Origin of the sequence: Marinospirillum alkaliphilum DSM 21637, assembly GCF_900119735.1 — a bacterium.
Taxonomy (GTDB): Bacteria; Pseudomonadota; Gammaproteobacteria; order Pseudomonadales; family Halomonadaceae; genus Marinospirillum; species Marinospirillum alkaliphilum.
This window is the reverse complement of the sequence record NZ_FPJW01000003.1, coordinates 1-23,883: the sequence shown is the minus strand read 5'-3', so window position 1 is coordinate 23,883 and position 23,883 is coordinate 1. Positions and strand designations below refer to the sequence as shown.

The following is a 23,883-nucleotide window of genomic DNA, read 5'->3' as shown; positions in this document are numbered from 1 at the left end:
AAATCCCTTACACCTAACCTGCCCTGCTGATGGTAGGATGAGCCACTGTATCACTTATCAGTCAATCCGAAGGCCACTGGGAATCAGTACCCATGGCACAACTTGAAAACCAGAAACCAGCTCAAGCCCGTACCTGCTGCTACCCAAGCTAATGAGCTGCGAGCTAGCCGTGTAAATCAAGGAGTGATAATGAACCCCAACACCCAAAAACAACAAGCCCAACAATTACTGCTAACGGCTCTGGCTAACCCCTCTGCCGAATTCCGCGATGGCCAGTGGGAAGCTATTGATGCCGTGGTCAATCATCGGCAAAAACTTTTGGTCGTGCAGCGCACCGGTTGGGGCAAAAGCTCGGTGTACTTTATTAGCACCAAAATCTTTCGTGATCGTGGCATGGGGCCGACCATTATTGTCTCGCCCCTGTTGGCGTTGATGCGTAACCAGATTGAATCAGCTCAGCGTTTGGGTATTGTTGCTGAAACCATGAACTCCACCAATCAAAACGATTGGCATGCGGTGACTCAGCGCATTCTTAATAATCAAATCGACTGCTTGCTGATTTCCCCTGAGCGCTTGGCAAACGACAACTTTATTGAAACAGTGTTGCAGCCCATTGCAGACCGCATCGCCTTGATGGTGATTGATGAAGCGCACTGTATTTCTGATTGGGGGCATGACTTCCGCCCGGATTATCGCCGCATCGTGAACATCCTGCGACAGCTACCTGCCAACACACCAGTCCTAGGTACTACCGCAACAGCTAATAACCGCGTAGTTGAGGACATTCAAACCCAGTTGGGTAACATCCAGATTCATCGCGGCCCGCTCACCCGTGAAAGCCTTGCTCTGCAAACCCTGGTGTTGCCTGATCAGGCGTCCCGTTTAGCTTGGTTAGCCCAAGTGATACCCAGCTTGCCGGGCACGGGTATTGTTTACACCTTAACGGTGCGAGACGCGGAGCAAGTCGCTGAGTGGTTAGTTACTAATGGCATAGATGCCAAGGCTTACCACGGCAGCGTTGAAGCCGATGGCTTTGAAAACAGTAATGCCTACCGCCAGAATCTGGAAGAATTGCTACTCAACAACCAGTTAAAAGTGTTGGTGGCAACCACGGCATTGGGGATGGGTTACGACAAACCAGATTTAAGCTTTGTGGTTCACTATCAAGCGCCGGGCTCTATCGTTGACTATTATCAGCAGGTGGGTCGTGCCGGACGTGGTATTGATCATGCCGTCGGTGTGTTGATGTCGGGCGTGGAGGATGGGGATATTCACGAATTTTTCCGTGACTCGGCCTTCCCTTCCGAGGTGCAGGTCAATGAGATCTTGCAGGTGTTGGAAAGCAGCGATGGTTTGTCACTTCGCAACATTGAGGAGCAAACTAACCTGCGCCATGGCCAGATCGAAAAAGTACTAAAATTGCTAAGCGTGGAAAATCCTGCGCCGGTCATTAAAGATGGCAGCCGTTGGCTGAGAACGCCAGTAAGCTATCAAATGGATAAGGCTCGAATTGCTCATTTAACCGAGCAGCGTGTACAGGAATGGCAAGAAGTTCAGGCGTATCTGGATGATGCGGGCTGCAAAATGACTTTTTTGCGCCGAGCGCTGGACGATCTTGATCCCACGCCTTGCGGTCAATGTGCATCATGCCTGGGCCAGCCTGTTATCAATGCTCCGGTTGATCCTGCTTTGGCGCATCGTGCAGGTATTTTCCTTAAACACTCAGAAATGGTGATCACCCCAAAAGTACAGGTAGCGGCCAATGCATTTTTGGAGTACGGCTTTAGGGGCAATCTACCTCAGCAACTTCGCGCGCAGGAAGGCCGTGTTTTATCCCGCTGGGGTGATGCCGGTTGGGGACGCATGGTTGCCGACAGTAAACATGCCGGGCGTTTCAGTGATGAGTTGGTTGAAGCCATGGTGGAAATGATTCAGCAGCGATGGCAGCCCAATCCTGCACCTCAGTGGGTGTGCTGCGTACCCTCGCATAATCATGCTGAATTGGTACCAGATTTTGCCCGCCGTTTGGCTGCACATTTAGGTCTGCCGTTTGTGGATGCCCTCAGCAAAGTGAAAGACAACCAGCCGCAAAAAGGCCAGCAGAACCGCTTCCACCAATGCCGTAATCTAGACGGTGCCTTTGCTGTGACGCAGCTTTATCAGGGGCAACCGGTTTTGCTAGTGGATGACATCTTGGACTCCGGCTGGACGCTGACGGTCATCGCGGCACTGTTACAGCAAGCAGGCAGCGGTGTAGTCTATCCTGTTGCACTGGCTTCATCTTCGGTAAAAGACTCATGAATGTATCCAGCTTATTATCTCCCACAGCGCAAGCAACCTTGCTGCTGACCAGTTATTTTTCAAAAGCCAGCAGCGAGACTGCCAAGCCGCTTACCAATGCTGAATGGGGTCGCTTTGCTTGGTGGTTAAAAGAAAAATCTGCCACACCGGCAGATCTGTTAGTTACTGAGCCAAAAGCCTTGTTACAAGACTGGCACGATGGACGTATCAGTACTGAGCGAATCATTGAACTGCTGAACCGTGGTCACAGCCTCGCATTGGCCATGGAAAGATGGCAAAGAGCTGGCCTCTGGGTGGTGACGCGTTCCGACCCCGAATATCCGAAACGGCTAAAAGCACGACTGAAAACAGATTGCCCGCCGGTGTTATTTGGTTGTGGTAACAAAGCCTTGCTAAATACCGGTGGCTTGGCGGTTATTGGCTCGCGTAATGCCAGTGAGCCTGATTTAGCGTTTACCGACCAAGTCGGTGCTAAAGCAGCATCAGAGGGTATTGCAGTTGTCTCTGGCGGTGCGCGTGGTGTCGATGAAACTGTGATGCTAGGGGCTGTGAGACAAGGCGGCGTGGTGATCGGTGTGATGGCCGATAGCCTGCTAAAAGCAGCAACCAGCAGCAAATGGCGAAAAGGCTTGATGGATGGTCATGCTGTGCTGGTATCGCCCTTCTACCCCGAGGCAGGATTCAGCGCAGGTAACGCCATGGCTCGCAACAAATACATCTATTGCCTGGCGGACAGTTCTCTGGTGATTCACTCTGGCAAAAAAGGTGGCACACTCAACGGTGCAGAAGAAAATCTGAAACAATCCTGGGTGCCGTTGTGGGTTAAGCAAACAACTGACAAAGATGCAGCCAATGCCGACTTGGTCGCCAAAGGTGGGCGCTGGCTGGATGCGGATATGCAGGCCTTTAAGATTGCAGATTTAATAGACAATGAATCTAGCCTTGCGAATCAGGTGAAGGAGCCAATAGGTGACCTCTTTTCCCTGCCTGCACAGCCTGAATTGTTTGCCGAGACTGATTCTAACCCTGAGATTGAATCTGAGCTTGTCGATTTCTATCAGCTGTTCACCGCAGAGCTTCAGCGATTGGCTGAGAAGCCAGTGACTTTCGATGCGCTGCTTGAAATCACACAGCTCCATAAATCTCAGTTAACTGAATGGCTGAAACGTGCTGTTGATGATGGGGTGGTGAAGAAGCTCAATCGTCCTGTAAGTTATCAAATCAAGAACATGAAATAGAAAGATTTACTCGTGGCCATGACTGAAGAAACCCCAGTTCAGCAAACTATCTGGTGAGTGAGTTGCAGTTATTATATGAAACCAAGATCCTCCAGTCGCCAGACCTCATAGGCCGGCTCTTCATAGGGGTGGGCAGCTTTCAGTGCAGCCACCGCCTGAGCGATCAGAGCATCTTCACACACCAGCTCCACCTTCAGCTCTGCAACCTTTTCCAATTGACTGACACTGCCCAGATGCGGATTGGCACCGGGCAAGGGTCGAAACTGGCCGGTACCAGCGGTTTCAAAACAGCAATGTTCATACAGCCCAATGCGCCCGGCACCGGTGGCAAATACCGCCGCCTTGACCTGCTCAGCATCACTGACCGGTACAAAAAAAGCCAGCTTGTACATCACTCACTCCGTTTGGGATAAATCACCACTGCTGTGCGCAGCTTTTCCTGGCCGAAACAGGCCATGCGTGAAAACTCCAGCCGTGACACCGGCACCTGCTGCGTATCGATGCGAGACTTCTGATCTTCTTCATCCACCTCTGGATCATGCAGGTAGATGAACTGTTCATCCATGGCCATCACCACGACCCAGTGCGGGCTTTTCTGGCGGCTGAAACGCCAGGAACTGATCAGCACCAGTGGCACACCACCCTGTTCCAGCGCCTGCTGCAGATCCTGCTGAGTGACTTCGGCCAGATGCTCCCTGATACCTGTCGCCATCAACTGATCACGAAAATCCTGGTGCACCAGCGCCAGCACCTCTTTTTTGGCTGGATTACGCACACCATTGATAAACAGCGGTCCTTCCACATTCAGCCACAGCTCCACATCAAAACCCCGTTGCCAGGCAGCCAGTGCCAGGCCTCGTGGTCCACAGCCACCATGGCCGGTGGTCATAAAAATGGTGGTGGCTTCACGCCAGATCTGCAACTCGTGATTGCGACTCAGCTCCACTTCCGGATCCTGAGCTTTCATGGCCATCAACAGTGAGGCTGGGCCACAGGTGAACGGCAGGGTTTGCTGGTAATAGGGGACTTCTCGCACCAGACCACCCGGAGCACGACGCAGGCGTTTCTGAAAGCGCAGCGCATCAGTGTGGTCTTCATAATAATCGGCATACTGACCAAACTGACGATAACCCAGGCGCTCATACAGCGCGATGGCCGCACTGTTGTCAGTGCGCACTTCCAGTCGCAGCATCGAGCAACCTTCATCCAGCGCCAGTCGCTCAGCTTCCTGCATCAGTTGCTCACCCAGACGCTGTCCGCGCCAATCCGGGTCCACTGCAACCGAGTAAATACGCGCCAGCGTGGTGCCACGATGAAACAGTAACAGCACATAAGCCACCAGACGGGGTTCTCCATCCGTCTCAGCCTCCAGCAAACGGATGGCAGCATGGCCTCTTTGCATCAACCAGCGAAACTGGCGGCGACTGAGCCGATCACCGGTAAAGCAGCGCTGCTCCAATGCCAATAGTGCTGGTAAATCATCCAGGGTCGCCGTACGCAGCTGCAGGTTTTTCGAAGCAATGGTCATACTTTTGACAGCCCTTCCAGAGCCTGACGAACACGCAACAACCCCTGCTGTACCACGGCCTGACGCCAGTCCGTTGCAGCCGGACAAAAATGCTCCAGCAACTCCGCTTGAATGCGGTTTTTTAATGCTGCATCCACCTGTCCGACAGCCTGGGTGGCCAGCCAATGATCCGCACGCAACACATTAAACAACTGCTCGGTGGAGCCGGTACCGTATTCCAGCGTGACAAAGCTGCAACGATCAGGCAGCAACTGGTGCCAGAAAAAGTCAATCAACCCCCACTTGGGCACGGATGATGAGGTTCCCAGAAAAGGCTCGGTCACGGCGTCACCATACCAGGCACGCGCCCACTCCACGCCGATACTGCGTGGCGGGTGATCGCAGATGATTTCGCCTACTGACCATTCACCCAGCCCGGTATGCACATCAATAATGGCCACGGCATCCCGCTCGGCCAGGCGCAACTCCTCAGCCAGGTGTTGCAGTTGCAGGCGAGACCAGCCCGGGGCTCGACCGCCATAAAAAAGGCCTCGCGGATGGGTGTACTGCCCGCCACTGACCGCCTCCTCATAAATCTGCTCGCCATAAACCTCACGAAAATCAGCCAGACGCTGATCAGCTGTCGCCAACGCTTCAAGCGTCCAATGTGCTGGAATCAGGGCGTCAGCCAGCTCTTTATAACCTGTGTTTTCCGGGGGCTGGCTGAAATCAACAAAGTTACGGTTCAGATCGATACCCGCTTCATCCACCCTGCGCCGATGCGAAAACCCCCAGGGGTTCATCGCGTGCAGCAACAGCAGCGCAGTATCTTCTGGCAGGGTTAATGCCTGATGCAGCACAGCCACCTGCACTGCTGAACCGGCAAAGCCTTCAATGCCGTGTGTTGCGGATTGCAATACCAGCAGCCTGCGGGCATCCATACGGCCCAACCATACCGCATCCAGCGCCAGTGGCTCGGCCTCGGCACCGTGCAGAGGATGCAGCAACGCCTTTTTCCACTGCACGCGGCTGTCAGCCTGGACAGCTCGAAGAAAAGCCGTGCGGGCTTGCTGATAAGAAGATTGAAAAAAACCAGACATAAAGCGCTCCTGAAGGCTTTAGCAACTAGCTTACGCCAGTGGGTGGATAAATCGCCAGAGGCAGCAAAATATTCTGTGGAAGTCTTGCATCCAAAGGCATTCAGTCCGATAGTGAACCAAAGGACTGCAACCGAGATACACCATGACCCGTCTGAAAATCATTGTAGACAAAACTGCTGACTGGGTAGCCTATTACCCCACTGAAGATCTGCTGACCGCCCATGATTACCTGGCCCAGGGTAGCCGCACCGATGCTGCACCCACCCAGGTCATCAACCTGTGCAGCAGTTACCGTTACCTGAGTTACGGTTATTACACTTCCTTGTTGGCTGAAGCCCGTGGCCACAAGGTGATTCCATCCATCCGCACCATCAATGACCTGGGTAAAAAGTCCATTTACGGGCTCAACATGGATACCCTGAACGCTTCACTGAATAAACTGGTGAGTCGTAATGCCGGGCTTCGGGCACAGCTGGAAGAAAACCAGCGCCTGGAAGTAACCCTCTGTTTTGGGCAAACCCGTTTTGCTCCACTGGCAGATCTGGCAAGGCAAATCTTTGAACAGTATCCCTGTCCGATCCTCAGCATGACCTTCCGCAAGAGTGAAGACTGGCAGATCGAAGCGCTGCGCCCGGAAGGCCTGAAACACCTGTGTGAAGAAGATCAGGACTTGTTTGCCTCCTCACTGGATGCATACAGCCGCAAGGTCTGGCGTAAACCCAGTGCGAAGCGCAAATACCGTTACGATCTGGCGATTCTGGTCGATCCGGAAGATAAACTGCCGCCTTCCGACCCGGATGCCCTGAAATATTTCATCAAGGCCGGGCGCAAGCTGGGCATTGATGTTGAGCTGATTGAAAAGAAGGACTTCAGCCATCTGGCCGAATACGATGCCCTGTTCATCCGTGAAACCACATCCATCAGCAATCACACCTACCGTTTTGCCAAAAAGGCTGAAGTGGAAGGCATGGTGGTAATGGATGACCCCACCTCGATCCTGCGATGCTGCAACAAGGTTTATCTGGCTGATCTGCTGGCCAGCAAAGGCATTCCGATGCCACACACCACCTTTCTCTACAAGGATCGTAAAAAGGAGCTACTGAAAGTTGCAGCAGAAATGACCTACCCAGCGGTACTCAAGGTGCCTGACGGTGCTTTTTCCAAGGGGGTGGTCAAGGTCAATAATCAGGACGAACTGCTGGAACAGGCTGCTCGTTACTTCAAGCAGTCGGCTATCCTGCTAGTGCAGGAGTTCATGTATACGGATTATGACTGGCGCATAGGTATCCTCAACAACAAACCCCTGTTTGCCTGCCAATACTTCATGACCAAAGGCCACTGGCAGATTTACAACCACACCAGTGGTGAAGCGGTTTCTGGTGGTTTTGCCACCTTACCGGTGCATCAGGTTCCACCGCAGGTGTTAAAAACCGCACTCAAGGCCACCAAACTGATTGGTGACGGCCTCTATGGTGTGGATCTGAAACAAAGCGGAGATCGAGTGGTGGTGATTGAGGTGAATGACAATCCCAACATCGACTCGGAAGTGGAAGATCTGTACCTGAAAGAAGACCTTTACCATCAGGTGATGAGTGAGTTCCTGCGTCGCATGGAGCAGAAACGACTGGGACTGGGATAGGTCAGGTCAGCAAGGCTGAAGCAGGCTTTATCAATGGGCTGCTTCAGCCTTGCGAAAGCGTCCCTGATAATCAAACAGGCGCTGCTGGATGCGCCAGTGCCTGCGATCCACCTTGCGGGCAATCACAAAGTCCGGGTGGCGCAGCCGCTCTATGCCTGCTGCGGCCTCTTCAGCACTTGCCGGATGCCAGCCACAGCCCGGCGCCTTCAGGTGATCACGCAAAAACACCTGCTCAAAGGCATAACGCTGCGCGGCAGTCTCCAGGGCATACCAGTCACTGAGTTCAGTGCCATCCTCATCATGGTAGGTGACCTTCAGGCGAGGTAAACCACGGCCATTAAGGGTTGCGTCCAGCGTCATGCCACTGACTCGCAGCACCCTGGCATCCTTGAGTTGCAACGCCTCTTTCAGTTTGCGGTCTGCATCCACCAGGGTGGCATCACAATGCGGGCAAACCCTGGCTGCAATATCAGCCTCACCCCCACAAGCCTCACAGACCCGAAAGCGAAAACGAAAATCACACTGACCGCCTGAACCGGTATCCGACTCCAGCCAACCCTGACAGCGCCGCCCGAAATGCTCCAGCACGTCACCATCAGTGGTGGTCCGCCCCCAGAAGGTGTTGGCAAAACCACAGGCCGGACAATTCACCTGCACCAACTGACTGTCACGGGAGGGTCGTGGACTGCTGATTTCAGGAGCCCAGAGGTCCCAGGGATTACCGGCATAATCCAGCAACAGGCAATCCGCCTTAGCGGTGTCCGGTGAAAGGCGCAGTCCACGACCCAGGATCTGCTGATACAGACTGACCGACTCGGTGGGGCGCAGCAGGGCAATCAAATCCACATGGGGTGCATCAAAACCGGTCGTTAACACGGACACATTCACCAGATACTTGAGTTCCTGTGCCTTGAAGGCTCGAAGGATCTGTTCACGTTCCTTGCCGGGCAAAGCCCCGGTGATCAACGCCGTTTGCTCACTGGGCAACAAACCAGCCACTTCTTCAGCATGACGCACACTGGCACAGAAGATCATCACACCATGCCGGCTGGTCGCCCGCTGCTGAATGTCTGCAACAATGCCTGGTGTCACACGACTGGATTGCACCACCTGATCCATTTCACTTTCACTGAAATACCCGGAAGCAGTGGGTACCAGCATCGAGAAGTCATAAGCCAGCATGGCCATATCCATGCGCAAGGGCGTGGTCAGATAACCCTTCCTGACCATCCAGCGCAGTGGCAACTCGTAAATGCAGGCACGGAAAAAGCAGTTTTCATCACCACGAACCGCTTGCTGCTGCAAATGGCGGTGATAAACAAAACCCTGCCCCAGTCGATAAGGTGTGGCCGTCAGACCCAGCACCTTCAGTTGTGGATTCAGTTGTTGCAGGTGCTGAATCACCTGCTGATAGGCGGAGTCCTTCTCCAGGCTGACACGATGGCACTCATCAATCACCAGCAGGGTGAAACGCTCATCATCAAAACGCGGCAGATGGCGACTGACTGACTGTACGGAACCAAACACCACCTGACGCTCAGCCTGCTTTAATCCCAGACCGGCACTGAAGATATCTGCCTGTAAACCATAAGCGGCGTATTTGGCATGATTCTGTTCCACCAGTTCCTGCACATGGGCCAGCACCAGTACCCGTCCTCGTGCCAGACGGGCCAACTCGGCAATCACCAGGCTTTTGCCAGCACCGGTCGGCAGACTTAATAACGCAGGATCACTGGAAGCACGAAACCACTGCAACACCGCCTGCACGGCATCCTGCTGATAAGGGCGTAACTGAAAGCCTGCAGTCGATTGCATCAATCAATCCGTGCTGAACACCGGATCACGATGCTGCAGGTTAGCCATGACGGCTTCCATCTGGTTGGGTGTTCCGAGCAAACGGCGTTGCAACTTTTCTTCCATCGCCAGGCGCTCATCATCGGTCTGGGTGTGGGAGTCCCGTAACAGGCGTTTGGTGGCTCGCACCATGTCCGGTGAGCGACGGCAGAACTCTGCAGCCAGGACTTCAGCGCGCGCCATGGGATCATCGGACACTTCCGTGACCATGCCTTCCAGCCTGGCCGTCTGACCATCCAGCACTTCCGCAGTCAAGGTCATGCGCATCAGCACATCTTCACGCATGCAACCCCTTGCAGTGACACTGATCCCCATATCCGGGATGATGCCCCAACGACCTTCCATCACCGAAAGCTGCGCGGTTGGATGCGCAATCCGCAGATCAGCCCCCATGGCAATCTGCAAACCACCACCGTAACAATGCCCCTGAATCACAGCAATCACCGGCACCGGCAGGGAGCGCCAACCCAGCGCCAGGTGTTGTACCCGGTTATGCGGATAACCATCACAACCGCCCAGCAGCCATTGAATGTTACGCGGTTCGGCCATTACCGCAGTGACATCCAGTCCACTGCAAAAGCTATCGCCTTTGCCAGATAAAATCACCACTCGTAGATCACGGCTGCTCTGGAGGGTTTCCAGCACCTCCAGCAATGCCGTGATCAGCTCCATGTCCAGACTGTTATGTTTGCCGGGACGGTTCAATATCACTCGGGCAATACCCTGTCTGAGGGTTAATTCAACCCTGGGCTCTTGAAAACCAGGTTCTTGAGCACCAGGCTTCTGGGCACCGGGGGAAGGAGCAGTAGATTCGGACATGAATGCAGGCCTCGCGTTTGTCGGTTGGAACGAGCCTAAGAAATGCAGCAAACAAAGTCAAACAGATGTTTTAATCTTTGACCTTTAATACTCGCCGCAGGGTACGCTGCAGCATGAATGCATCATCAGCAGCACGATGACGAACCAGATTCAATTCTTCCAGCACCTGTTGTTTCGTTTTACCCCAGTCAACCAGCTGCTTTTCACTCAGTAACTTGTTAAGTGTTTCAACACGGAACATTTGCAGGCGTTCCGCCTCATCAAAGAGCAGTGCGATCCAGCTGCTGTCAAAACCCCAGCTATCACTGAACACGGTCAAGCCGCGCAGCTCAGTATTTAACCAGTCAGCGACTTCAACAGGTGGTAAACCTTCACTCAGCAGTTGCTCACGAGTGATGCCGTGAACCTCCTGAGCCTCGTCATTCCAATGGGTCCAGCCAGGTTGAGGGCAAATCAGGCGGGCAGACGTTGTGCCATCCGGACGAGCAAAACCCACCTCAATGGGATAGCTGCCACGGCCAAAACCTGAGGCCTCAACGTCAACGATGTAGGGTAATTCCATTCCGGATCCTTGTCTTGTATGCAGCCGGCAGAGTGCCGGGACCGGGTATCCAGCCTGACCAGCAAATTACGCGCCAGTTTACTGCAACAGAACAAGGAGGAACAATCAGGCAGCCTGATTCCAGTAACAGGCCTTCTCGGAATTGGCAGGCAAACTCAGCTCACCTTGCTGATAAGCACGCGCCAGACGGCGGCAAGCTTTGCTGTGGCCCTGACCCGCAGCACGGGCATACCAGGTGACCGCATGGGCGTCATTTTGCACAAAAGGAGCAACACCTTTTTCATAGATGCTGCCAGCAAGCCACTGGGCTTCAGCATTACCCTGCTGGGCTGCTCGAACCAGGTATTCAGCGCCCAGCATGCGCTCTCTTTCAGTGATGCCCTGGCTCATCAATCGCTCACCAAACACCAGCAGCGTGCGCTGATGGCCCAAGCCTGCTGCATGATGCATCAGTCCACGAGTCAGGTGACGGAACAGCTTCAATCCGGGTTTGCAAGCCAGTTTGTAAAAGCGGTCAGCGAGGGAAAACTCAAGGTTTGCCAGCAACTGATTCGAGGAAGACATCGCGAGCCTCTGATTGATGTAACAATACGCAGACCATGCATTTCGCAGCTGCGTAAAACTGGTGCGGATTGTAATCATCCTGAAGCGTTTTGATAAGCCATTTTTGAATTTTTTATGTCAGACTTATGGACTAAGCAGTCACAAAAATCGGGGTATACTCCCTGCAAGCCTATTCAGTGGAGTTTATATGCTCAGTCTTCTTTCACCTGCAAAATCCATCGACTTTGAAACCCCTGCCAGCTCTAATATCCATAGCCAGCCATTGTTTCTGGAGCAAGCAGCAGAGCTTGTTGAGCAATTACGGCCCCTGGCACCACAGGATCTTTGCCAACTAATGAAAATCAGTGACAAGCTGGGCACACTCAATGCCGGCCGTTACCAACAGTGGCATCAACCCTTTACACCTGCTAACGCAAAACCAGCCGCACAAGCCTTTACCGGAGATGTGTACACTGGCCTTGATGCTCCGACACTGAACGACAAGGCACTGAACTTTGGACAGAGGCATTTAAGGATTCTTTCAGGACTTTATGGACTCCTCAAACCCATGGATCTGATTCAGCCCTATCGACTGGAAATGGGTACCGGTTTTGCAAATCATCGGGGTAAAGACCTCTATGCTTTCTGGCAGCCTTTACTGGCTGACCAGATCAACCGGGAGCTTGCTGAGCACCAGCATCCTGTGCTGGTTAATCTTGCATCTCAGGAGTACTTCAAGGCTGTTGATACCAGCAAACTCCAGTCCCCAGTGGTGACACCCGTATTTAAAGACTGGAAAAACGGGCAATACAAGATCATCAGTTTTTACGCCAAAAAAGCACGTGGACTGATGGCGCGTTTCATTCTTGAGCAGCGTATTGATCAACCCGAGGGTATCAAGGACTTCAGCCTTGCCGGTTATTCCTTTGATCCTGCCCAGAGCAAACAAAACACCTGGGTGTTCACCCGCAGAGAAAGCACCTGACACAAAACATCTGGAGGGAAAGCGACTTGAGAGAAAGCCCCCGGGTTCAAACGAAAAAGGCACCACAAGGGTGCCTTTTTTAACTTCAGTCGTTGCTAATGCCGATCAGCTTTCCACCTGCTCAATGCCCTGAATCAGCCAAGGAGCATTTTCCTGGCTCATATCACGCATCAGATGCCATATCTCACAGAACAGTGCATCTGGAGAGCCGGTTTCACTGATCACTCCGTGGAACATCACTGCCAGTTCAACGGTATCACCGATCTGTTGAATATTGGTGACTTCAGCAGCCAGCTTACGAACCTCGGTTCTGACTTCGTCTGGCTGGCGAGCACGTTCATCACATAGGAACTTGAACAACTGGGGGGTTACATATTCACGGATCCGGCCCAGATCATTTGCATCCCAGGCAGCTTGCAAATCCATAAAGTGTTGGCGAGCACGCTCAATAAAGCCCTGCTCATCAAACCAGGAAGGCGCACCATATTGAATGGCGGGATCAGAGGTATCAGCAGATGCTTGAGCAGGCGCTACGGGGTTCATGCCTTCAAAACCTGTCGCAGCAGATTGACGCTGATAAGCGGAACCAGCAGCTTCTGTTGCCGGCTGTCGACTGGCAGCACGACTGCGCAGGAACATCACCACGCCACCGGCAATCAACAGCAGCAGCAGTATGTCAAAAAACTGGATTCCTTCAAATGCCCCCCCCATGAACAAAGCCGCCAGAAGACCACCCGCTGCGAGGCCCATCAACATACCACCAAAACCACTGCGTGTTCCTGCAGCTGCGGCTGCACCAGGCTGTTGCTGCTGGCGTGGCTGGCTGGCCTGAGCCGGAGACTGAGTCGGTGCGGCCTGACGTGAGAAGGTACCAGAAGAAGCACCACCACCCATACGGCGGGCGTCAGCCTCACTGATACCCAAGGCAAACACAAACAGGAAGCTCATACCAAATGCAAGAAAACGTGTCACCGAATTAACCTCCAGCCTAAGTTACAGCCTGCACTATCAGTGGCACAGGCCCAAGTGTTCATGTAAGGTTCCATTAGATAACTATACCCTACCCCTTAGACTCAAGTCTAACAACAATCACTATTTCAAGGGAGTCTGCCATGCTGCTGCAAGCATCGACAAGTTTACTGCTGGTTGTCGACATTCAATCAAAACTGGCACCACACATTCACCAGGCATCCAATGTCATCAACACCAGTTGCTGGCTGCTTGAGATTGCCCGTGAGCTGGGAGTCACCATTCGCGCCACTGAGCAATATCCGGAAGGAATTGGTAGCAGTGTCTCTGCCATCGCCCGACTGCTTAAGGAAGGTGAAACCCTGCAGAAGATGCACTTCAGTGCAATGAAGGAAGAGCATATCCATAACCACCTGGCCGATTTAGGCAAGCCTCAGGTTGTGCTGATGGGTACAGAAGCGCATGTGTGCTGCTTCCAGACAGCAGCTGATCTGCTGGAGCAGGGCTACTCCGTTTATCTGGTAGAAGAGGGGCTGGGTTCACGCAATCCAAAAGACAAACAACTGGCACTGGAGCGTCTAAAGCAGCTTGGTGCTCAGGTGGTCAGCAGAGAAATGGTTGCTTTTGAGTGGCTGGAAAAGGCAGGAACAGATACCTTCCGCCGGATCAATCGAGGCTGGATCAGATAAAGCAGGCCTTCATGACCCAACATTCTGGGCATTCAGCTTTTTTTCCAGGCTGGTTTTGGCTTCGCCCCAGATGGCAACAAAAAAGGCTGTCAGGGGCACAGCTAGCACCATACCAATAATACCGCCCAGGATGGTGCCCCACAAAAACAGCGAGATCACCACCAGCGCCGGATGTAGACCCGATCGATTGGCCATGATTTTGGGTGTTAATAACCAGCTTTCAATCACTTGCACCGCTGCGAATACCAGTCCTGCCAGCAGCAGCAACTGAACACCACCCTCTGGCTGCAGATAGGCCATGGGCAGCACCACCATCAAGCCAATTAACGAACCAAGAAAAGGAACAATGTTCAACAACCCCAGCACCAGACCAATCAACACTCCAAATTTCAGGCCGATCAGCATAAAACTTATGGCATACAAGCCACCCATGCTCACCGCAATGATAAGCTGCCCCTGAAAGAAGGCAGTGATGTATCCCACAAAAACATCCATAAAATAGAGTATTTTTTGCTGGGTAGACGCATGGAAAATTGATAGTTGTTTGGATACCTTGCCCCGGAGTGAACGCCCGGAGAGCAGGGCAAAAAAAAGGAACAAGGGTACAAAACCGAGACCCGCCAACAGCCCCATATAACTGACAATGGTGCTGCCTGTGCTTTCCAGGTCTGGCATGACTGACCTGGTCACCTCCTTGCCATTACTCTCGATATTGGATGAAATCATCGAACTGATTTCCGGAAAGCTTGAAGAGAAATGTGCCTGCCAGCTTGCCAACTGATCGGGCAAGGCAGTCAAAAGTTGTACTGCCTGGCTGACCAGAATAGGAACCAGCAACAGCATCAAACCACCCACACCCAGAAAAAAGGCCACCAGCACCAGAATAACCGCCAGCAAGTGTGAGAGGCGGAGCCGTCTTTCGAGAAACCTCACTATCGGGTAAAGCACCAGTGCCAGAATACCGGCAAGGGAAAGTGATAACAGCAAGTTGTAAAATACACCCAGTGTCCAACTGAATGCCCACACAATAATGCCGATTAACCCAACCAATGCAACCAGTGACATGAGCACCGCTGTGTAGCGAAACAGGCGAAGCTCACCTGCGGTGAATAGTTGTTTATCCGGGCACAATACCAACGGGTTTTCTTCCATATCGTGGGGCATTACAAATTCCCAGGTTAACTTCTGGCAGATTTACCAAACAATAGCAATCCAACACCAGCCACGGCAGCCGCCGCCCCAAGAATCAGAAACCAGATGGTGGAATCAGTAAAACGCCCGGTGACAGCCTCAGTCACCTGATCACCCACACTCTGGGATGACTGATACGCAAAGAAAAGCAGGATCAAACCCACAACCAGCAACACAAGCGCAGGAACTATACTTTTTGTCATTTCAATCTCCTTCATTCAAGGATGTTGCTTCGGAGATAACGCTGGTATTGGCCAGCGCTACTCCTTCTAACCATCAAACCCGGAATTATTGGCGATCAAATTACCGGATGTAGTAGGACTCAATGGTTGAACTCCAAGTGGAGTCAGCCATATCGGGCCATTGGTCCTTGTCAAAGCCCGGCGCATTCTTCAGGCGCTCAATGTCCACGTTGAGCAGAAACCGATGATTTTCCCTATCCAGCTTTAATGCTTTCCATGGCACGGCAAACAGACGATCACCCATGCCCAGAAACCCACCGGAAGACAAAACAGCGTAGCGAATCTTGCCCTCAGTCAAATCAAGCATAATGTCCTGAATTTTTCCGAGCTTTTCATCCTGCATGTTGCAGACTTCATTGCCGGTAACGGTTGCTGCACTCAGCAACGCAGTTCCAGGCAGGCCATCTTCAACGGCACGGCCATCAGTTGTTAGTGGTGCTGTTGGATTATTCATTTTTTTTCCTTCCGGGCGCTGTTATTAACATCACTTAATACTGTGTCATCCTTGCCACTTTGTTGCTGAGGCTTGGCCTTGTCGGCAGCTGGCTTGGCCTTGCCCTTCTCATCGGAAGGGTTACTCTTGATCGGGTTTTTTCTCATGTCTCACTCCAGATATTTATTTCTTTAAGGCTCTGCCTCTTGCCATAAACTCATGGTGAGGCAGAGTGAACCTCCAAAATAGCTGAAGCTCCAGGCCAAGTCGGTGCGGTGCCTAACTTAACTGCACCTTAATCAAAGCTGTGACCTGACGGGTAGAAGAATGAGTTCGTAAACTTTTTCATGCAGTGGACGGTTCTTCCAATGAGCAAGGGAGTAGGGTTTGGCCGACAACAGGTCATCCTCAAATACGGCTGTCATCCGGGCGGCAAAATCATGGTTGTAGATATTCAAACTGGCTTCGTCATTAAGGCGAATTGAGCGCATATCAAAGTTGGTAGAACCCACGGAGACAAACTCGGTATCAATGACCAGCAACTTGGTATGCAGCATGGTTGGTTGATAAATATGAATCTCGGCACCTGCCTGTAGCAACGCCCCCCAATCTGACTTGGACGCTATCTTTACGATAAGCACATCAATGTGTGGCCCAGGTAGCAGGATACGAACCCGAACATTGCGGTGACTGGCAGCAATCAAGGCCTCAATCAACAGCTTGTCGGGTACAAAGTAGGCCGCCGCAAGATCAATACTGGTCTCGGCCGCCATAATGGCAAGCAGATACATCAGATGCATACTCTCGCTCCCGCCCGATGGCGAGGCAATGAACACGTGCGCGTCCATCACACCTTCCTTCTGTAGAGCGGGAAAATAACGTGAGCCGTTTAATACCTGACCGGTGGTCTTGATCCAGTTGTCGTTAAAAGCCGCTTGCAGCTGTGCCACAACCGGTCCTTCAATCCTGTAATGTGTATCTCGCCAGTGCTCAGGACTGCCACCATCACCTATCCATTGATCAGCAATACCGACTCCACCGGTAAAACCTATGCGTCCATCAACCACCAGCAACTTACGATGGGTGCGGTTATTCATACGCCCCAGGTTGAACCAGTGCAGTGGCCGATAGCGATGTAACTGCACACCGGCATCCTGCATGGAATCCAGCAATGCCTGCTCCATCCGGGTACTGCCAACCCAGTCGATAATCACACTGACAGGTACACCTGCGCGGGCACGTTCGGAAAGTGCTTCTGAGAAGGCTTCACCCGTTTCACCCGACCAGTAAATAAAGGTCTCGAAGGTAATTGAAGTTTGCGCTGAACGAATCGCCAGCAACATCGCCGGAAAAATCTCATCACCATTTTGCAGCGCAGTCACATGATTGCCTGCAACGATTGCCGGACCGAGCAGGACAGACATTTCACGCTGGAAAGGTGGGTCAGAGACAACATAACGATGCTCAACGTTACGCTCCAGCGCCTTTTCGGGTGACTTGAAGTTCTGCAACAACACCAGAGTCAGGCTGGTGACCAGCACCGTGAGCAGGATAATCCAAAACATCGGTTTTCGCTTCCTGGTCAATGACATAAAAGTGGTCTCAGACAGATGTCCCAGAAGATTCACGCTTCAGCCTGCCTGCTTTGGCGTGCCCTGGTTACACAGCATCTCGGTTTGCTGAGCTGGGGCAAACTTCAGGAATTTCGTCGGTATGCACTTTAAAATAGGTCAGGTTGCTAGGCCCAAACGTTGTGCTGATGGCAACATCAGCAGCATCACGGCCACGAGCGATAAGAATACGGCCCATGCGGGGCATGTTGTTGCGTGGGTCAAAGATGTACCACTGACCATCAAGGTAGGCCTCAAACCAGGCGGCAAAATCCATTTCTCCATAGGGTGGCGGAATCCCCATATCACCCAGATAACCCGTGCAATAACGGGCGGGAATATTCATACAACGGCACAACGTGATGGCAAGATGTGCGTAGTCGCGACACACACCTTTTCTCTCCTGAAAAACATCCTTGGCCGTTCTTGTACTGGATGCATGGTGGTAACCAAACTCAATATGCTGATGAACATAATCACAGATTGCCTGGACTCGTAACCAACCCGTGGCATGATCACTGAAAAGTTGCCAGGCAATATCTGCCAGAGGATCCATTTCGCAGTATCGACTACCAAGCAGAAACAGCAGTGCCTCGTCAGGGAGTTGCTCAACGGGGGTTTGTTTTGCTTCCGGGTTCACCACATCAGTCAGCCCGTTGTCATTAATCACAGCATCCGTTGATACACGCAGCAGGCCTTTGGGGGCAAGAATACGTGTGCACTGGTTACCATAACTGTCGTAATAAGTGGTAATGGGAACTGGCGGTGAAACCACCACCTGATCTGGAACAATCAGATCCTGAGCGCGGCCAGGGTGCACCTTCAGCATCAGAATGATTGGGGTGGCCTGGAAACAGTCGAATATCATTTCATAACCAAGGCGAATTTTCATAGTGCTGACTCTGTACTGGTGGAGGTTTTCTGGATTGTTGTCATGGCTGAAGGCCCCTGAGAGTTGTATGCAAAGAGGTGATAACGACTGCTCGCAGGGCCGCCCATTGATCTGTGGGAAGCAAGGTGTTTTTCTGATTCAGTTCCAGCTCAATACCCAGATAGGCATCGGGCGGGTAGAGTTTTCTTAGTGAGGTAGTGAGGCCATCGTTGCGGCCGTCGTAGGGAAAATTACGGCGGACATCAAGGTTCGGAGCACAGGCTTTAAGAGCAGACTTCCAGTTTGCACACAGGGCACGCTCTCCTTTTCGAGCCGGATCATAAAGCAGACCAATGTCGGCGTGGCGCACCTGACCATCAAGGTTGTTGGTAAAACTGTGGCAAGAGATATGAGTAACTCGACCATGCCGGGCAATCGCCTGGGCAATTTGTTGCTCCGCTTCCTTACGATAGGGTTGATAATGCTCTGAAATGATCTCTTGCCTGATTTTGTTCGGCAGTGTGCGGATTTCTTCCATATGCAGGTGTTGATGGCCAATGGAGCGATTCAGATCCACCAGCAGACGACTTACGGTGGATGCCACCAAAGGCACAGCAAAATCTCCAGCCAGTGCCCTCGCCATGACCAGAGCACCGGGATCAAAACCACGATGACTTTCCAGCAGTTTTTGACAGTGATGGAACCAGTGATGATAGGGTGGCGGAATCCGGTTGCCACCGTGTTCACAGGTAATAACCAGAGCCATTGCAGCCGATGTCAGGCTGTTGTTTGTGTTAGGTAGGTTTTCCGCGCTATTCAACAACACTACCACTCCAGATTGGTCAGTCGACTGAAAACATCCCGGATTCCTGCATTCCAGTCTGTACTCAGTGCATCAAAATATGGATCACCAGAATCAAAGCGGCGACGCATGGTCACCTCCAGGCTGTCACTCTTGTAGCAGATCAGATCGATGGGCATACCAACCGACAAATTGCTGTTCATGGTGGAATCAAAAGATACCAGGACACATTTTGTTGCGTCATTCAGGTTGGTGGAACGAGTTATTGCCCAATCAATAATGGGTTTGCCGTACTTGGTTTCGCCGGTTTGAAAGAAGGGGGTCTGGTCGCCTGCTTCAATAAAATTTCCTTCGGAATAAAGACGGAAAAGCCTTGATGCCTCCCCCTTGATCTGGCCACCAAGGATAAAAGATGACTGAAAACCACCATCATTTTTGGATAGGTATTGAGCGTCGCGTTTGTCCACTAACCGCATGGCATCCGAAACCAGCAAGGCTGCGTCAAACATGGATTTAGCGTTTCGCAAGCTGGCGATTTCAGGTTGGGTTTCGTTCTGTCTGAGCATACTGATCACTGCCTGAGTGCCCGCCAGACTTCCGGAACTGAGCAGGATGATCACTCGGTCTCCGGCCTGTTCAAAAAGACTCAATTTGCTGAAGCTGGCAAAGTTATCAACACCGGCATGGGTGCGTGAATCCGAAGCAAAGATCAGCCCTTCATCCAGCTTTACCCCAACACAGTAGGTCATTGCATCTGGCCTGATAACTTGCCCATCAAGTGATCACACACCGGTTGATCGAGTGATGGCAGATGGTCGTTTTGCAGCATCAGGTTTTTCTCCAGTAGCGTTCGAGTCCGCCAGCAGTGGTACAAAAGGCAGCGATTATTTCGCGAGACTCCAGCATGACTTGAATCAGTACAAGCATCTGTGCGCTTAACCACCAAGCCGGGAAAATGAAAAAAGTGCGGTTAATGGGTGGTGGTGACGTTCAATCTGAGCGCGCAGCAAACTCGCACCGAGTATGCTGTAAGTAATGCCGTTGCCACCGTAGGCCAGTGCAAACAGCACCCGAGGCCCGTACTGTGGATGCTTACCAAACAGTGGCAGACCATCGCTGGTTTCTGCAAAAGTGCCTGCCCAGGCAAATGCCGGGGGTGCATAAAGATCAGGAAACAAACGGGATATCTTGCGCTGCAAGGTTGTGGCTTTGCGATCAACCTGGCGATCTCGCCGTGCGGGAATATCGTGATCATCATCTTCACCACCCACCAACAACCGTCCATCACCGGTGCTACGCAGATACAAATAAGGCCGAGACGATTCCCATAGCAGTGTGTTTGTCAGCCAGCCCAGTTGTGCACTGCTAACTGGATCAGTGATGTAAGCATAACTACTGCGATTTTTGGCAACACTTTTGTGCAACCAGGATTGTGATTCGTAGCCACCCGCAATCACGGCATGTTTTGCTTTGATCAACAGCCCCTTGTCAGTAATGAGTTGGACTGAGCGAGTGGTTGCAGTGATGGTTTTCACCTGAGTGCGATCAAATACACCTGTACCCTTTCGCTGCATTCTGCGTAACAAACGTGAGGCAAAGCGATACGGATCAACCCGTGCAGCCACTGTACTGAGAATGGCCGCCGGGGCAGTCAGTCCATACTCCGACTTGAGATCGGCACGGCTTAACCAGCGAACCGGGAAGCCATGCTGTTGACGCCAGGCAAACTCATCACTCATGCGTGGATGGTCAGCCCGATTACTGGCGTAGTACAGGCTTTCACACCTGGCAAAATCAACATCACCCACCGCATGGGCTAATCCACTCAACTCATCAATGGCTTGTAAGCTGGATTGATATGCCAATAACGCAGCGGCCTGATCGTAACGTTTGGCAAGATCAATCGCGTGGGTATCAATTTCATACTGCAACAAGGCGGTACTGGCTGATGTACTACCCCAGCAGACATCACGCTGATCCAGTACAACAACATCATGACCATGACTGGCCAACTCATCCGCGATCAGTGCGCCTGTGATACCCGCACCAATCACCACCACATCACAGTCAAGATCCGTATCCAACTGCGGGAACGAATACATCAGGCCATTTTTGACTGCCCAGTAGGGATAACCACTTTTTAAATCCATGGCTGACTGCTGACGAGTCATCGCTGCTTGTCCTTGGAAAGTTAGCTCTAAGCAGCAAGGGTGGCAGGTATGAAGAATTGCATCAGTGCGCTATCACACGAAGTGCAAGGCAAAGCGGAATGTTTGTGTTAAATCAGTGGATCAATTCAAGAATCACCCACCGTTTCACGATGGGTGATGAATATCAGGCTTTTGACCTGCGTTGGAACAGATTCAAAATAGCAAGCAGTATTACAGCACCTATCAGCGACACAACAAAACTCATGACAGTGATACCTTCATTGATGGAGCCGTAACCAAACATTGGACTGATCAGCCACCCACCAATCAGCGCACCAACAATACCTACTACGATATTCAGAATGATGCCCTGCTGAGCATTAGTTCCCATAATCATGCTTGCGATCCAACCGACCAGCCCCCCCATGATGAGCCATATGATTATTCCCATGATTTTGTCCTCCAGCTAATTTCGACGCACCGGCGCCAGTGAAAAAAGCTTACTGCTGCTTTTAAAGCCTCACCGTGCGTTACCACACCGACTCAGCCGTGCCTCCCCCCTACAATTTGAAAAATAGTTGGCAGCACTCAGGAATTGACGAACCTTAACCAACATGATGGCATTCAAGAGGAATCCATGAATAAAAAACCATACATCAAGAAGCAACTGCACGAGTTGCTGTATCAGGCACTCGAAACAGAACATGGTGGCATAAAGATCTACGAAACTGCATTGACCTGCGTGTTAAACGAGGATTTGTCAGACGAATGGGAAGAATACCTCGAACAAACACTCAACCATGAGCAGGTGCTGCTGAAAGTATTTAAAGAATTAAATCTCGATCCGAACACTATGACCCCAGCGCGTAAAGTGGTGGCACACATTGGTGACTCACTGGTTACAGCAATGAAAATGGCAAAAGCGCAAGGGGGTCCAACCGCAGCACAACTGGTGGCAGCTGAATGCGTGGTTCTTGCAGAGACCAAGGATCACTTGAACTGGGAACTGATCGGGCATTTGGCAGAACAGGGTCAGGGTGAAGAAACTGAAGCACTTAAAACTGCCTTCGAAGCAATCGGTGAAGAAGAAGATCATCACCTCTACCACACCAAGGGATTCGCACGTGAATTGTGGATTGCATCCCTGGGTTTACCTGCTGTTCTGCCACCACCTGAAGAGGTTAAATCAGTTCAAAGTGCCATAGGGGCTGCACGGGCACAAAACCAGCGCGATAACATGCTGCAAGCCAAATCTTGATAACTAGTGTTGGTGGCAACCTTACTGCAAAGGAGAGACTGATGTCGGACATTAATACAGGGCAACAAACCCTGGGAATAGATAACACAGCAACAAACATCCACGATCTACCAGGCACAAGCAGTGCTGTTTCCTGGGCAGCAATTTTTGCCGGAGCGGCTGGTGCTGCAGCCTTGTCACTGTTACTTGTGATCCTTGGCACCGGGTTGGGTTTCACAACCTTATCCCCCTGGGCAATGGATAACACCAGTGCCACCAGAATCGGGTTTGTGGCAATTGCATGGTTGAGTTTTACTCAACTTGCTGCATTCGGTTTGGGTGGTTATCTGGCGGGACGGTTGCGAATCAAGTGGACGTTGGCACACACCGATGAAGTGTACTTTCGTGATACTGCCCATGGTTTTCTTACCTGGGCTGTTGCATCACTGGTAACGGTTCTGCTGCTGACATTGGTGGTGGGTTCTATTGCTGGCACAACCGACGGAATAACCGAGACGCAGATCACTGAGGAGATGCGTAACGCATCAGCCAACGGATCACTTTGGATGTTTGTTGCTTTGCTGATTGGTGCATTCGCAGCAAGTCTGATGGCAGTCTTTGGTGGACGTCAGCGTGATGCCTGAATCACACCCAATTAATTAGAAGGAGATGGTTATGCGCTCAATATTGCTGTTTTTCCTTGGAATTCCGATTCCGATCATCATCCTGATTGCATTGATCCTATAGATCACTACAGCACTAAAAACAAAAAACCCAGCTTTATGGGCTGGGTTGATTGTTGAATAGGTGCCTGACGATGACCTACTTTCACATGGGGAGGCCCCACACTATCATCGGCGCTGATCGGTTTCACTTCTGAGTTCGGCATGGGATCAGGTGGTTCCCGGACGCTATGGTCGTCAGGCGTAACTGTTGGAGGTTGGCGTGTTTTTTGATACTTGTGATGCCTGTGCTGTTGTACAGCGACGCCAACATCCTTAAAAGGGGCAAGAACCGAGTTTTTAATTTACGCTTGCTTGTTAATGCTGCTTGTTGCTTTTTCTTGAAGCTTGCTGTGTCAAAGCGGGATCAGTCTCACTGTATCCGGTGTTTCGTTCACTGTGTTACCTGGATGGTTGCG

25 protein-coding genes and 1 rRNA gene are annotated in these 23,883 nt (G+C 51.8%); 7 read left to right on the top strand and 19 right to left on the bottom strand.

Annotated elements, in window-relative coordinates; genetic code table 11:
- Nucleotides 1-189: 189 nt before the first annotated feature.
- Nucleotides 190-2,301, top strand: a complete 2,112-nt coding sequence (locus BT114_RS05460) for a RecQ family ATP-dependent DNA helicase (protein ID WP_072325350.1) — start codon at nucleotides 190-192, stop codon at nucleotides 2,299-2,301.
- On the top strand, nucleotides 2,298-3,539 hold the full coding sequence (locus BT114_RS05455) for a DNA-processing protein DprA (RefSeq protein WP_072325349.1): 1,242 nt from the start codon (nucleotides 2,298-2,300) through the stop codon (nucleotides 3,537-3,539). Before BT114_RS05460 ends, BT114_RS05455 begins: the two co-directional genes overlap by 4 nt.
- A 71-nt stretch (nucleotides 3,540-3,610) precedes the next feature.
- Here BT114_RS05455 and BT114_RS05450 read toward each other — a convergent pair whose 3' ends face one another.
- From BT114_RS05450 to BT114_RS05440, 3 genes are read right to left on the bottom strand one after another with little or no spacing between them, the layout of a single operon-like run.
- Nucleotides 3,611-3,931: a YqfO family protein gene (locus BT114_RS05450; RefSeq protein ID WP_072325348.1), complete on the bottom strand. Its 321-nt coding sequence runs from the start codon at nucleotides 3,929-3,931 to the stop codon at nucleotides 3,611-3,613.
- A complete protein-coding gene (locus BT114_RS05445) occupies nucleotides 3,931-5,067 on the bottom strand; it encodes a GNAT family N-acetyltransferase/peptidase C39 family protein (RefSeq protein WP_072325347.1) in 1,137 nt (378 codons plus the stop codon). Before BT114_RS05445 ends, BT114_RS05450 begins: the two co-directional genes overlap by 1 nt.
- Nucleotides 5,064-6,146 carry a DUF2817 domain-containing protein gene (locus BT114_RS05440; RefSeq protein ID WP_072325346.1) on the bottom strand — a complete coding sequence of 361 codons (1,083 nt, stop codon included), beginning with the start codon at nucleotides 6,144-6,146 and terminating at the stop codon, nucleotides 5,064-5,066. Before BT114_RS05440 ends, BT114_RS05445 begins: the two co-directional genes overlap by 4 nt.
- A 142-nt stretch (nucleotides 6,147-6,288) precedes the next feature.
- On the opposite strand from BT114_RS05440, the gene BT114_RS05435 reads away from it, so the two are divergent.
- A complete protein-coding gene (locus BT114_RS05435; protein ID WP_072325345.1) occupies nucleotides 6,289-7,785 on the top strand; it encodes a RimK family protein in 1,497 nt (498 codons plus the stop codon).
- 30 nt (nucleotides 7,786-7,815) lie between these two features.
- Here the strand turns inward: BT114_RS05435 and radD are convergent, their stop codons facing one another.
- From radD to BT114_RS05415, 4 genes are all read right to left on the bottom strand, one after another.
- Nucleotides 7,816-9,600, bottom strand: coding sequence for a DNA repair helicase RadD (gene radD, locus BT114_RS05430; RefSeq protein ID WP_072325344.1), 1,785 nt, complete (start codon nucleotides 9,598-9,600; stop codon nucleotides 7,816-7,818).
- 3 nt (nucleotides 9,601-9,603) lie between these two features.
- Complete coding sequence (locus BT114_RS05425; protein WP_072325343.1) at nucleotides 9,604-10,458, bottom strand: crotonase/enoyl-CoA hydratase family protein; 855 nt, start codon at nucleotides 10,456-10,458, stop codon at nucleotides 9,604-9,606.
- A 70-nt stretch (nucleotides 10,459-10,528) separates the two neighbouring features.
- Nucleotides 10,529-11,020: a 3'-5' exonuclease gene (locus tag BT114_RS05420; RefSeq protein ID WP_072325342.1), complete on the bottom strand. Its 492-nt coding sequence runs from the start codon at nucleotides 11,018-11,020 to the stop codon at nucleotides 10,529-10,531.
- Between the two features lie 105 nt (nucleotides 11,021-11,125).
- Entirely contained in the window at nucleotides 11,126-11,584 is a 459-nt protein-coding gene (locus tag BT114_RS05415) for a tetratricopeptide repeat protein (protein ID WP_072325341.1), read from the bottom strand.
- Between the two features lie 187 nt (nucleotides 11,585-11,771).
- Between BT114_RS05415 and yaaA the strand changes: the two genes are divergently transcribed.
- Nucleotides 11,772-12,548: a peroxide stress protein YaaA gene (gene yaaA / locus BT114_RS05410; RefSeq protein WP_072325340.1), complete on the top strand. Its 777-nt coding sequence runs from the start codon at nucleotides 11,772-11,774 to the stop codon at nucleotides 12,546-12,548.
- A gap of 105 nt (nucleotides 12,549-12,653) precedes the next feature.
- Here yaaA and BT114_RS05405 read toward each other — a convergent pair whose 3' ends face one another.
- Nucleotides 12,654-13,520: a Tim44 domain-containing protein gene (locus BT114_RS05405; protein ID WP_143142770.1), complete on the bottom strand. Its 867-nt coding sequence runs from the start codon at nucleotides 13,518-13,520 to the stop codon at nucleotides 12,654-12,656.
- Nucleotides 13,521-13,660: 140 nt separating this feature from the next.
- On the opposite strand from BT114_RS05405, the gene BT114_RS05400 reads away from it, so the two are divergent.
- On the top strand, nucleotides 13,661-14,206 hold the full coding sequence (locus BT114_RS05400) for a hydrolase (protein WP_072325338.1): 546 nt from the start codon (nucleotides 13,661-13,663) through the stop codon (nucleotides 14,204-14,206).
- Between the two features lie 9 nt (nucleotides 14,207-14,215).
- Here BT114_RS05400 and BT114_RS05395 read toward each other — a convergent pair whose 3' ends face one another.
- The 10 genes from BT114_RS05395 to BT114_RS05355 all read right to left on the bottom strand — a co-directional run bounded on the left by BT114_RS05395 (nucleotide 14,216) and on the right by BT114_RS05355 (nucleotide 21,956).
- Nucleotides 14,216-15,370 (bottom strand): AI-2E family transporter, encoded by a 1,155-nt coding sequence (locus BT114_RS05395; RefSeq protein ID WP_072325337.1) that lies wholly within the window; start codon nucleotides 15,368-15,370, stop codon nucleotides 14,216-14,218.
- 14 nt (nucleotides 15,371-15,384) lie between these two features.
- Complete coding sequence (locus tag BT114_RS05390; protein WP_177247050.1) at nucleotides 15,385-15,600, bottom strand: DUF3185 family protein; 216 nt, start codon at nucleotides 15,598-15,600, stop codon at nucleotides 15,385-15,387.
- A gap of 100 nt (nucleotides 15,601-15,700) precedes the next feature.
- On the bottom strand, nucleotides 15,701-16,093 hold the full coding sequence (locus BT114_RS05385) for a PRC-barrel domain-containing protein (protein WP_072325335.1): 393 nt from the start codon (nucleotides 16,091-16,093) through the stop codon (nucleotides 15,701-15,703).
- Nucleotides 16,090-16,239 (bottom strand): hypothetical protein, encoded by a 150-nt coding sequence (locus BT114_RS14935; protein ID WP_177247049.1) that lies wholly within the window; start codon nucleotides 16,237-16,239, stop codon nucleotides 16,090-16,092. The genes BT114_RS05385 and BT114_RS14935 overlap by 4 nt, the downstream gene beginning before the upstream one ends.
- A 132-nt stretch (nucleotides 16,240-16,371) precedes the next feature.
- The gene (locus tag BT114_RS05380; protein WP_218163465.1) at nucleotides 16,372-17,700 is read right to left on the bottom strand and encodes a phospholipase D-like domain-containing protein; all 1,329 of its coding nucleotides are present in this window, start codon (nucleotides 17,698-17,700) and stop codon (nucleotides 16,372-16,374) included.
- Between the two features lie 31 nt (nucleotides 17,701-17,731).
- Entirely contained in the window at nucleotides 17,732-18,574 is an 843-nt protein-coding gene (locus tag BT114_RS05375) for a transglutaminase-like domain-containing protein (protein WP_072325333.1), read from the bottom strand.
- A 40-nt stretch (nucleotides 18,575-18,614) separates the two neighbouring features.
- Nucleotides 18,615-19,319, bottom strand: a complete 705-nt coding sequence (locus tag BT114_RS05370; RefSeq protein WP_072325332.1) for an N-formylglutamate amidohydrolase — start codon at nucleotides 19,317-19,319, stop codon at nucleotides 18,615-18,617.
- A gap of 59 nt (nucleotides 19,320-19,378) precedes the next feature.
- The gene (locus tag BT114_RS05365; protein ID WP_072325331.1) at nucleotides 19,379-20,104 is read right to left on the bottom strand and encodes a proteasome-type protease; all 726 of its coding nucleotides are present in this window, start codon (nucleotides 20,102-20,104) and stop codon (nucleotides 19,379-19,381) included.
- 186 nt (nucleotides 20,105-20,290) lie between these two features.
- Nucleotides 20,291-21,526, bottom strand: coding sequence for an NAD(P)/FAD-dependent oxidoreductase (locus BT114_RS05360; RefSeq protein WP_245770395.1), 1,236 nt, complete (start codon nucleotides 21,524-21,526; stop codon nucleotides 20,291-20,293).
- 163 nt (nucleotides 21,527-21,689) lie between these two features.
- The gene (locus BT114_RS05355; RefSeq protein ID WP_072325330.1) at nucleotides 21,690-21,956 is read right to left on the bottom strand and encodes a GlsB/YeaQ/YmgE family stress response membrane protein; all 267 of its coding nucleotides are present in this window, start codon (nucleotides 21,954-21,956) and stop codon (nucleotides 21,690-21,692) included.
- Nucleotides 21,957-22,142: 186 nt separating this feature from the next.
- On the opposite strand from BT114_RS05355, the gene BT114_RS05350 reads away from it, so the two are divergent.
- Nucleotides 22,143-22,763: a hypothetical protein gene (locus BT114_RS05350; RefSeq protein ID WP_072325329.1), complete on the top strand. Its 621-nt coding sequence runs from the start codon at nucleotides 22,143-22,145 to the stop codon at nucleotides 22,761-22,763.
- On the top strand, nucleotides 22,760-23,386 hold the full coding sequence (locus tag BT114_RS05345) for a hypothetical protein (protein WP_218163464.1): 627 nt from the start codon (nucleotides 22,760-22,762) through the stop codon (nucleotides 23,384-23,386). Before BT114_RS05350 ends, BT114_RS05345 begins: the two co-directional genes overlap by 4 nt.
- A gap of 165 nt (nucleotides 23,387-23,551) precedes the next feature.
- Here the strand turns inward: BT114_RS05345 and rrf are convergent.
- Nucleotides 23,552-23,667 (bottom strand): 5S ribosomal RNA (gene rrf / locus BT114_RS05340).
- Between the last annotated feature and the right edge of the window lie 216 nt (nucleotides 23,668-23,883).

Excerpts from the sequence above, each read along its gene's own strand:
- BT114_RS05420 (WP_072325342.1), bottom strand. The coding sequence starts at position 11,020 with ATGGAATTACCCTACATCGTTGACGTTGAGGCCTCAGGTTTTGGCCGT.
- BT114_RS05355 (WP_072325330.1), bottom strand. The coding sequence starts at position 21,956 with ATGGGAATAATCATATGGCTCATCATGGGGGGGCTGGTCGGTTGGATC.
- BT114_RS05455 (WP_072325349.1), top strand. The coding sequence starts at position 2,298 with ATGAATGTATCCAGCTTATTATCTCCCACAGCGCAAGCAACCTTGCTG.
- BT114_RS05370 (WP_072325332.1), bottom strand. The coding sequence starts at position 19,319 with ATGGCTCTGGTTATTACCTGTGAACACGGTGGCAACCGGATTCCGCCA.
- BT114_RS05435 (WP_072325345.1), top strand. The coding sequence starts at position 6,289 with ATGACCCGTCTGAAAATCATTGTAGACAAAACTGCTGACTGGGTAGCC.
- radD (WP_072325344.1), bottom strand. The coding sequence starts at position 9,600 with ATGCAATCGACTGCAGGCTTTCAGTTACGCCCTTATCAGCAGGATGCC.
- BT114_RS05425 (WP_072325343.1), bottom strand. The coding sequence starts at position 10,458 with ATGTCCGAATCTACTGCTCCTTCCCCCGGTGCCCAGAAGCCTGGTGCT.
- BT114_RS05415 (WP_072325341.1), bottom strand. The coding sequence starts at position 11,584 with ATGTCTTCCTCGAATCAGTTGCTGGCAAACCTTGAGTTTTCCCTCGCT.
- BT114_RS05395 (WP_072325337.1), bottom strand. The coding sequence starts at position 15,370 with ATGCCCCACGATATGGAAGAAAACCCGTTGGTATTGTGCCCGGATAAA.
- BT114_RS05375 (WP_072325333.1), bottom strand. The coding sequence starts at position 18,574 with ATGAAAATTCGCCTTGGTTATGAAATGATATTCGACTGTTTCCAGGCC.
- BT114_RS14935 (WP_177247049.1), bottom strand. The coding sequence starts at position 16,239 with ATGAGAAAAAACCCGATCAAGAGTAACCCTTCCGATGAGAAGGGCAAG.
- BT114_RS05445 (WP_072325347.1), bottom strand. The coding sequence starts at position 5,067 with ATGACCATTGCTTCGAAAAACCTGCAGCTGCGTACGGCGACCCTGGAT.
- BT114_RS05440 (WP_072325346.1), bottom strand. The coding sequence starts at position 6,146 with ATGTCTGGTTTTTTTCAATCTTCTTATCAGCAAGCCCGCACGGCTTTT.
- BT114_RS05385 (WP_072325335.1), bottom strand. The coding sequence starts at position 16,093 with ATGAATAATCCAACAGCACCACTAACAACTGATGGCCGTGCCGTTGAA.
- BT114_RS05390 (WP_177247050.1), bottom strand. The coding sequence starts at position 15,600 with ATGACAAAAAGTATAGTTCCTGCGCTTGTGTTGCTGGTTGTGGGTTTG.
- BT114_RS05350 (WP_072325329.1), top strand. The coding sequence starts at position 22,143 with ATGAATAAAAAACCATACATCAAGAAGCAACTGCACGAGTTGCTGTAT.
- BT114_RS05365 (WP_072325331.1), bottom strand. The coding sequence starts at position 20,104 with ATGACCTACTGTGTTGGGGTAAAGCTGGATGAAGGGCTGATCTTTGCT.
- BT114_RS05450 (WP_072325348.1), bottom strand. The coding sequence starts at position 3,931 with ATGTACAAGCTGGCTTTTTTTGTACCGGTCAGTGATGCTGAGCAGGTC.
- BT114_RS05460 (WP_072325350.1), top strand. The coding sequence starts at position 190 with ATGAACCCCAACACCCAAAAACAACAAGCCCAACAATTACTGCTAACG.
- yaaA (WP_072325340.1), top strand. The coding sequence starts at position 11,772 with ATGCTCAGTCTTCTTTCACCTGCAAAATCCATCGACTTTGAAACCCCT.
- BT114_RS05400 (WP_072325338.1), top strand. The coding sequence starts at position 13,661 with ATGCTGCTGCAAGCATCGACAAGTTTACTGCTGGTTGTCGACATTCAA.
- BT114_RS05360 (WP_245770395.1), bottom strand. The coding sequence starts at position 21,526 with ATGACTCGTCAGCAGTCAGCCATGGATTTAAAAAGTGGTTATCCCTAC.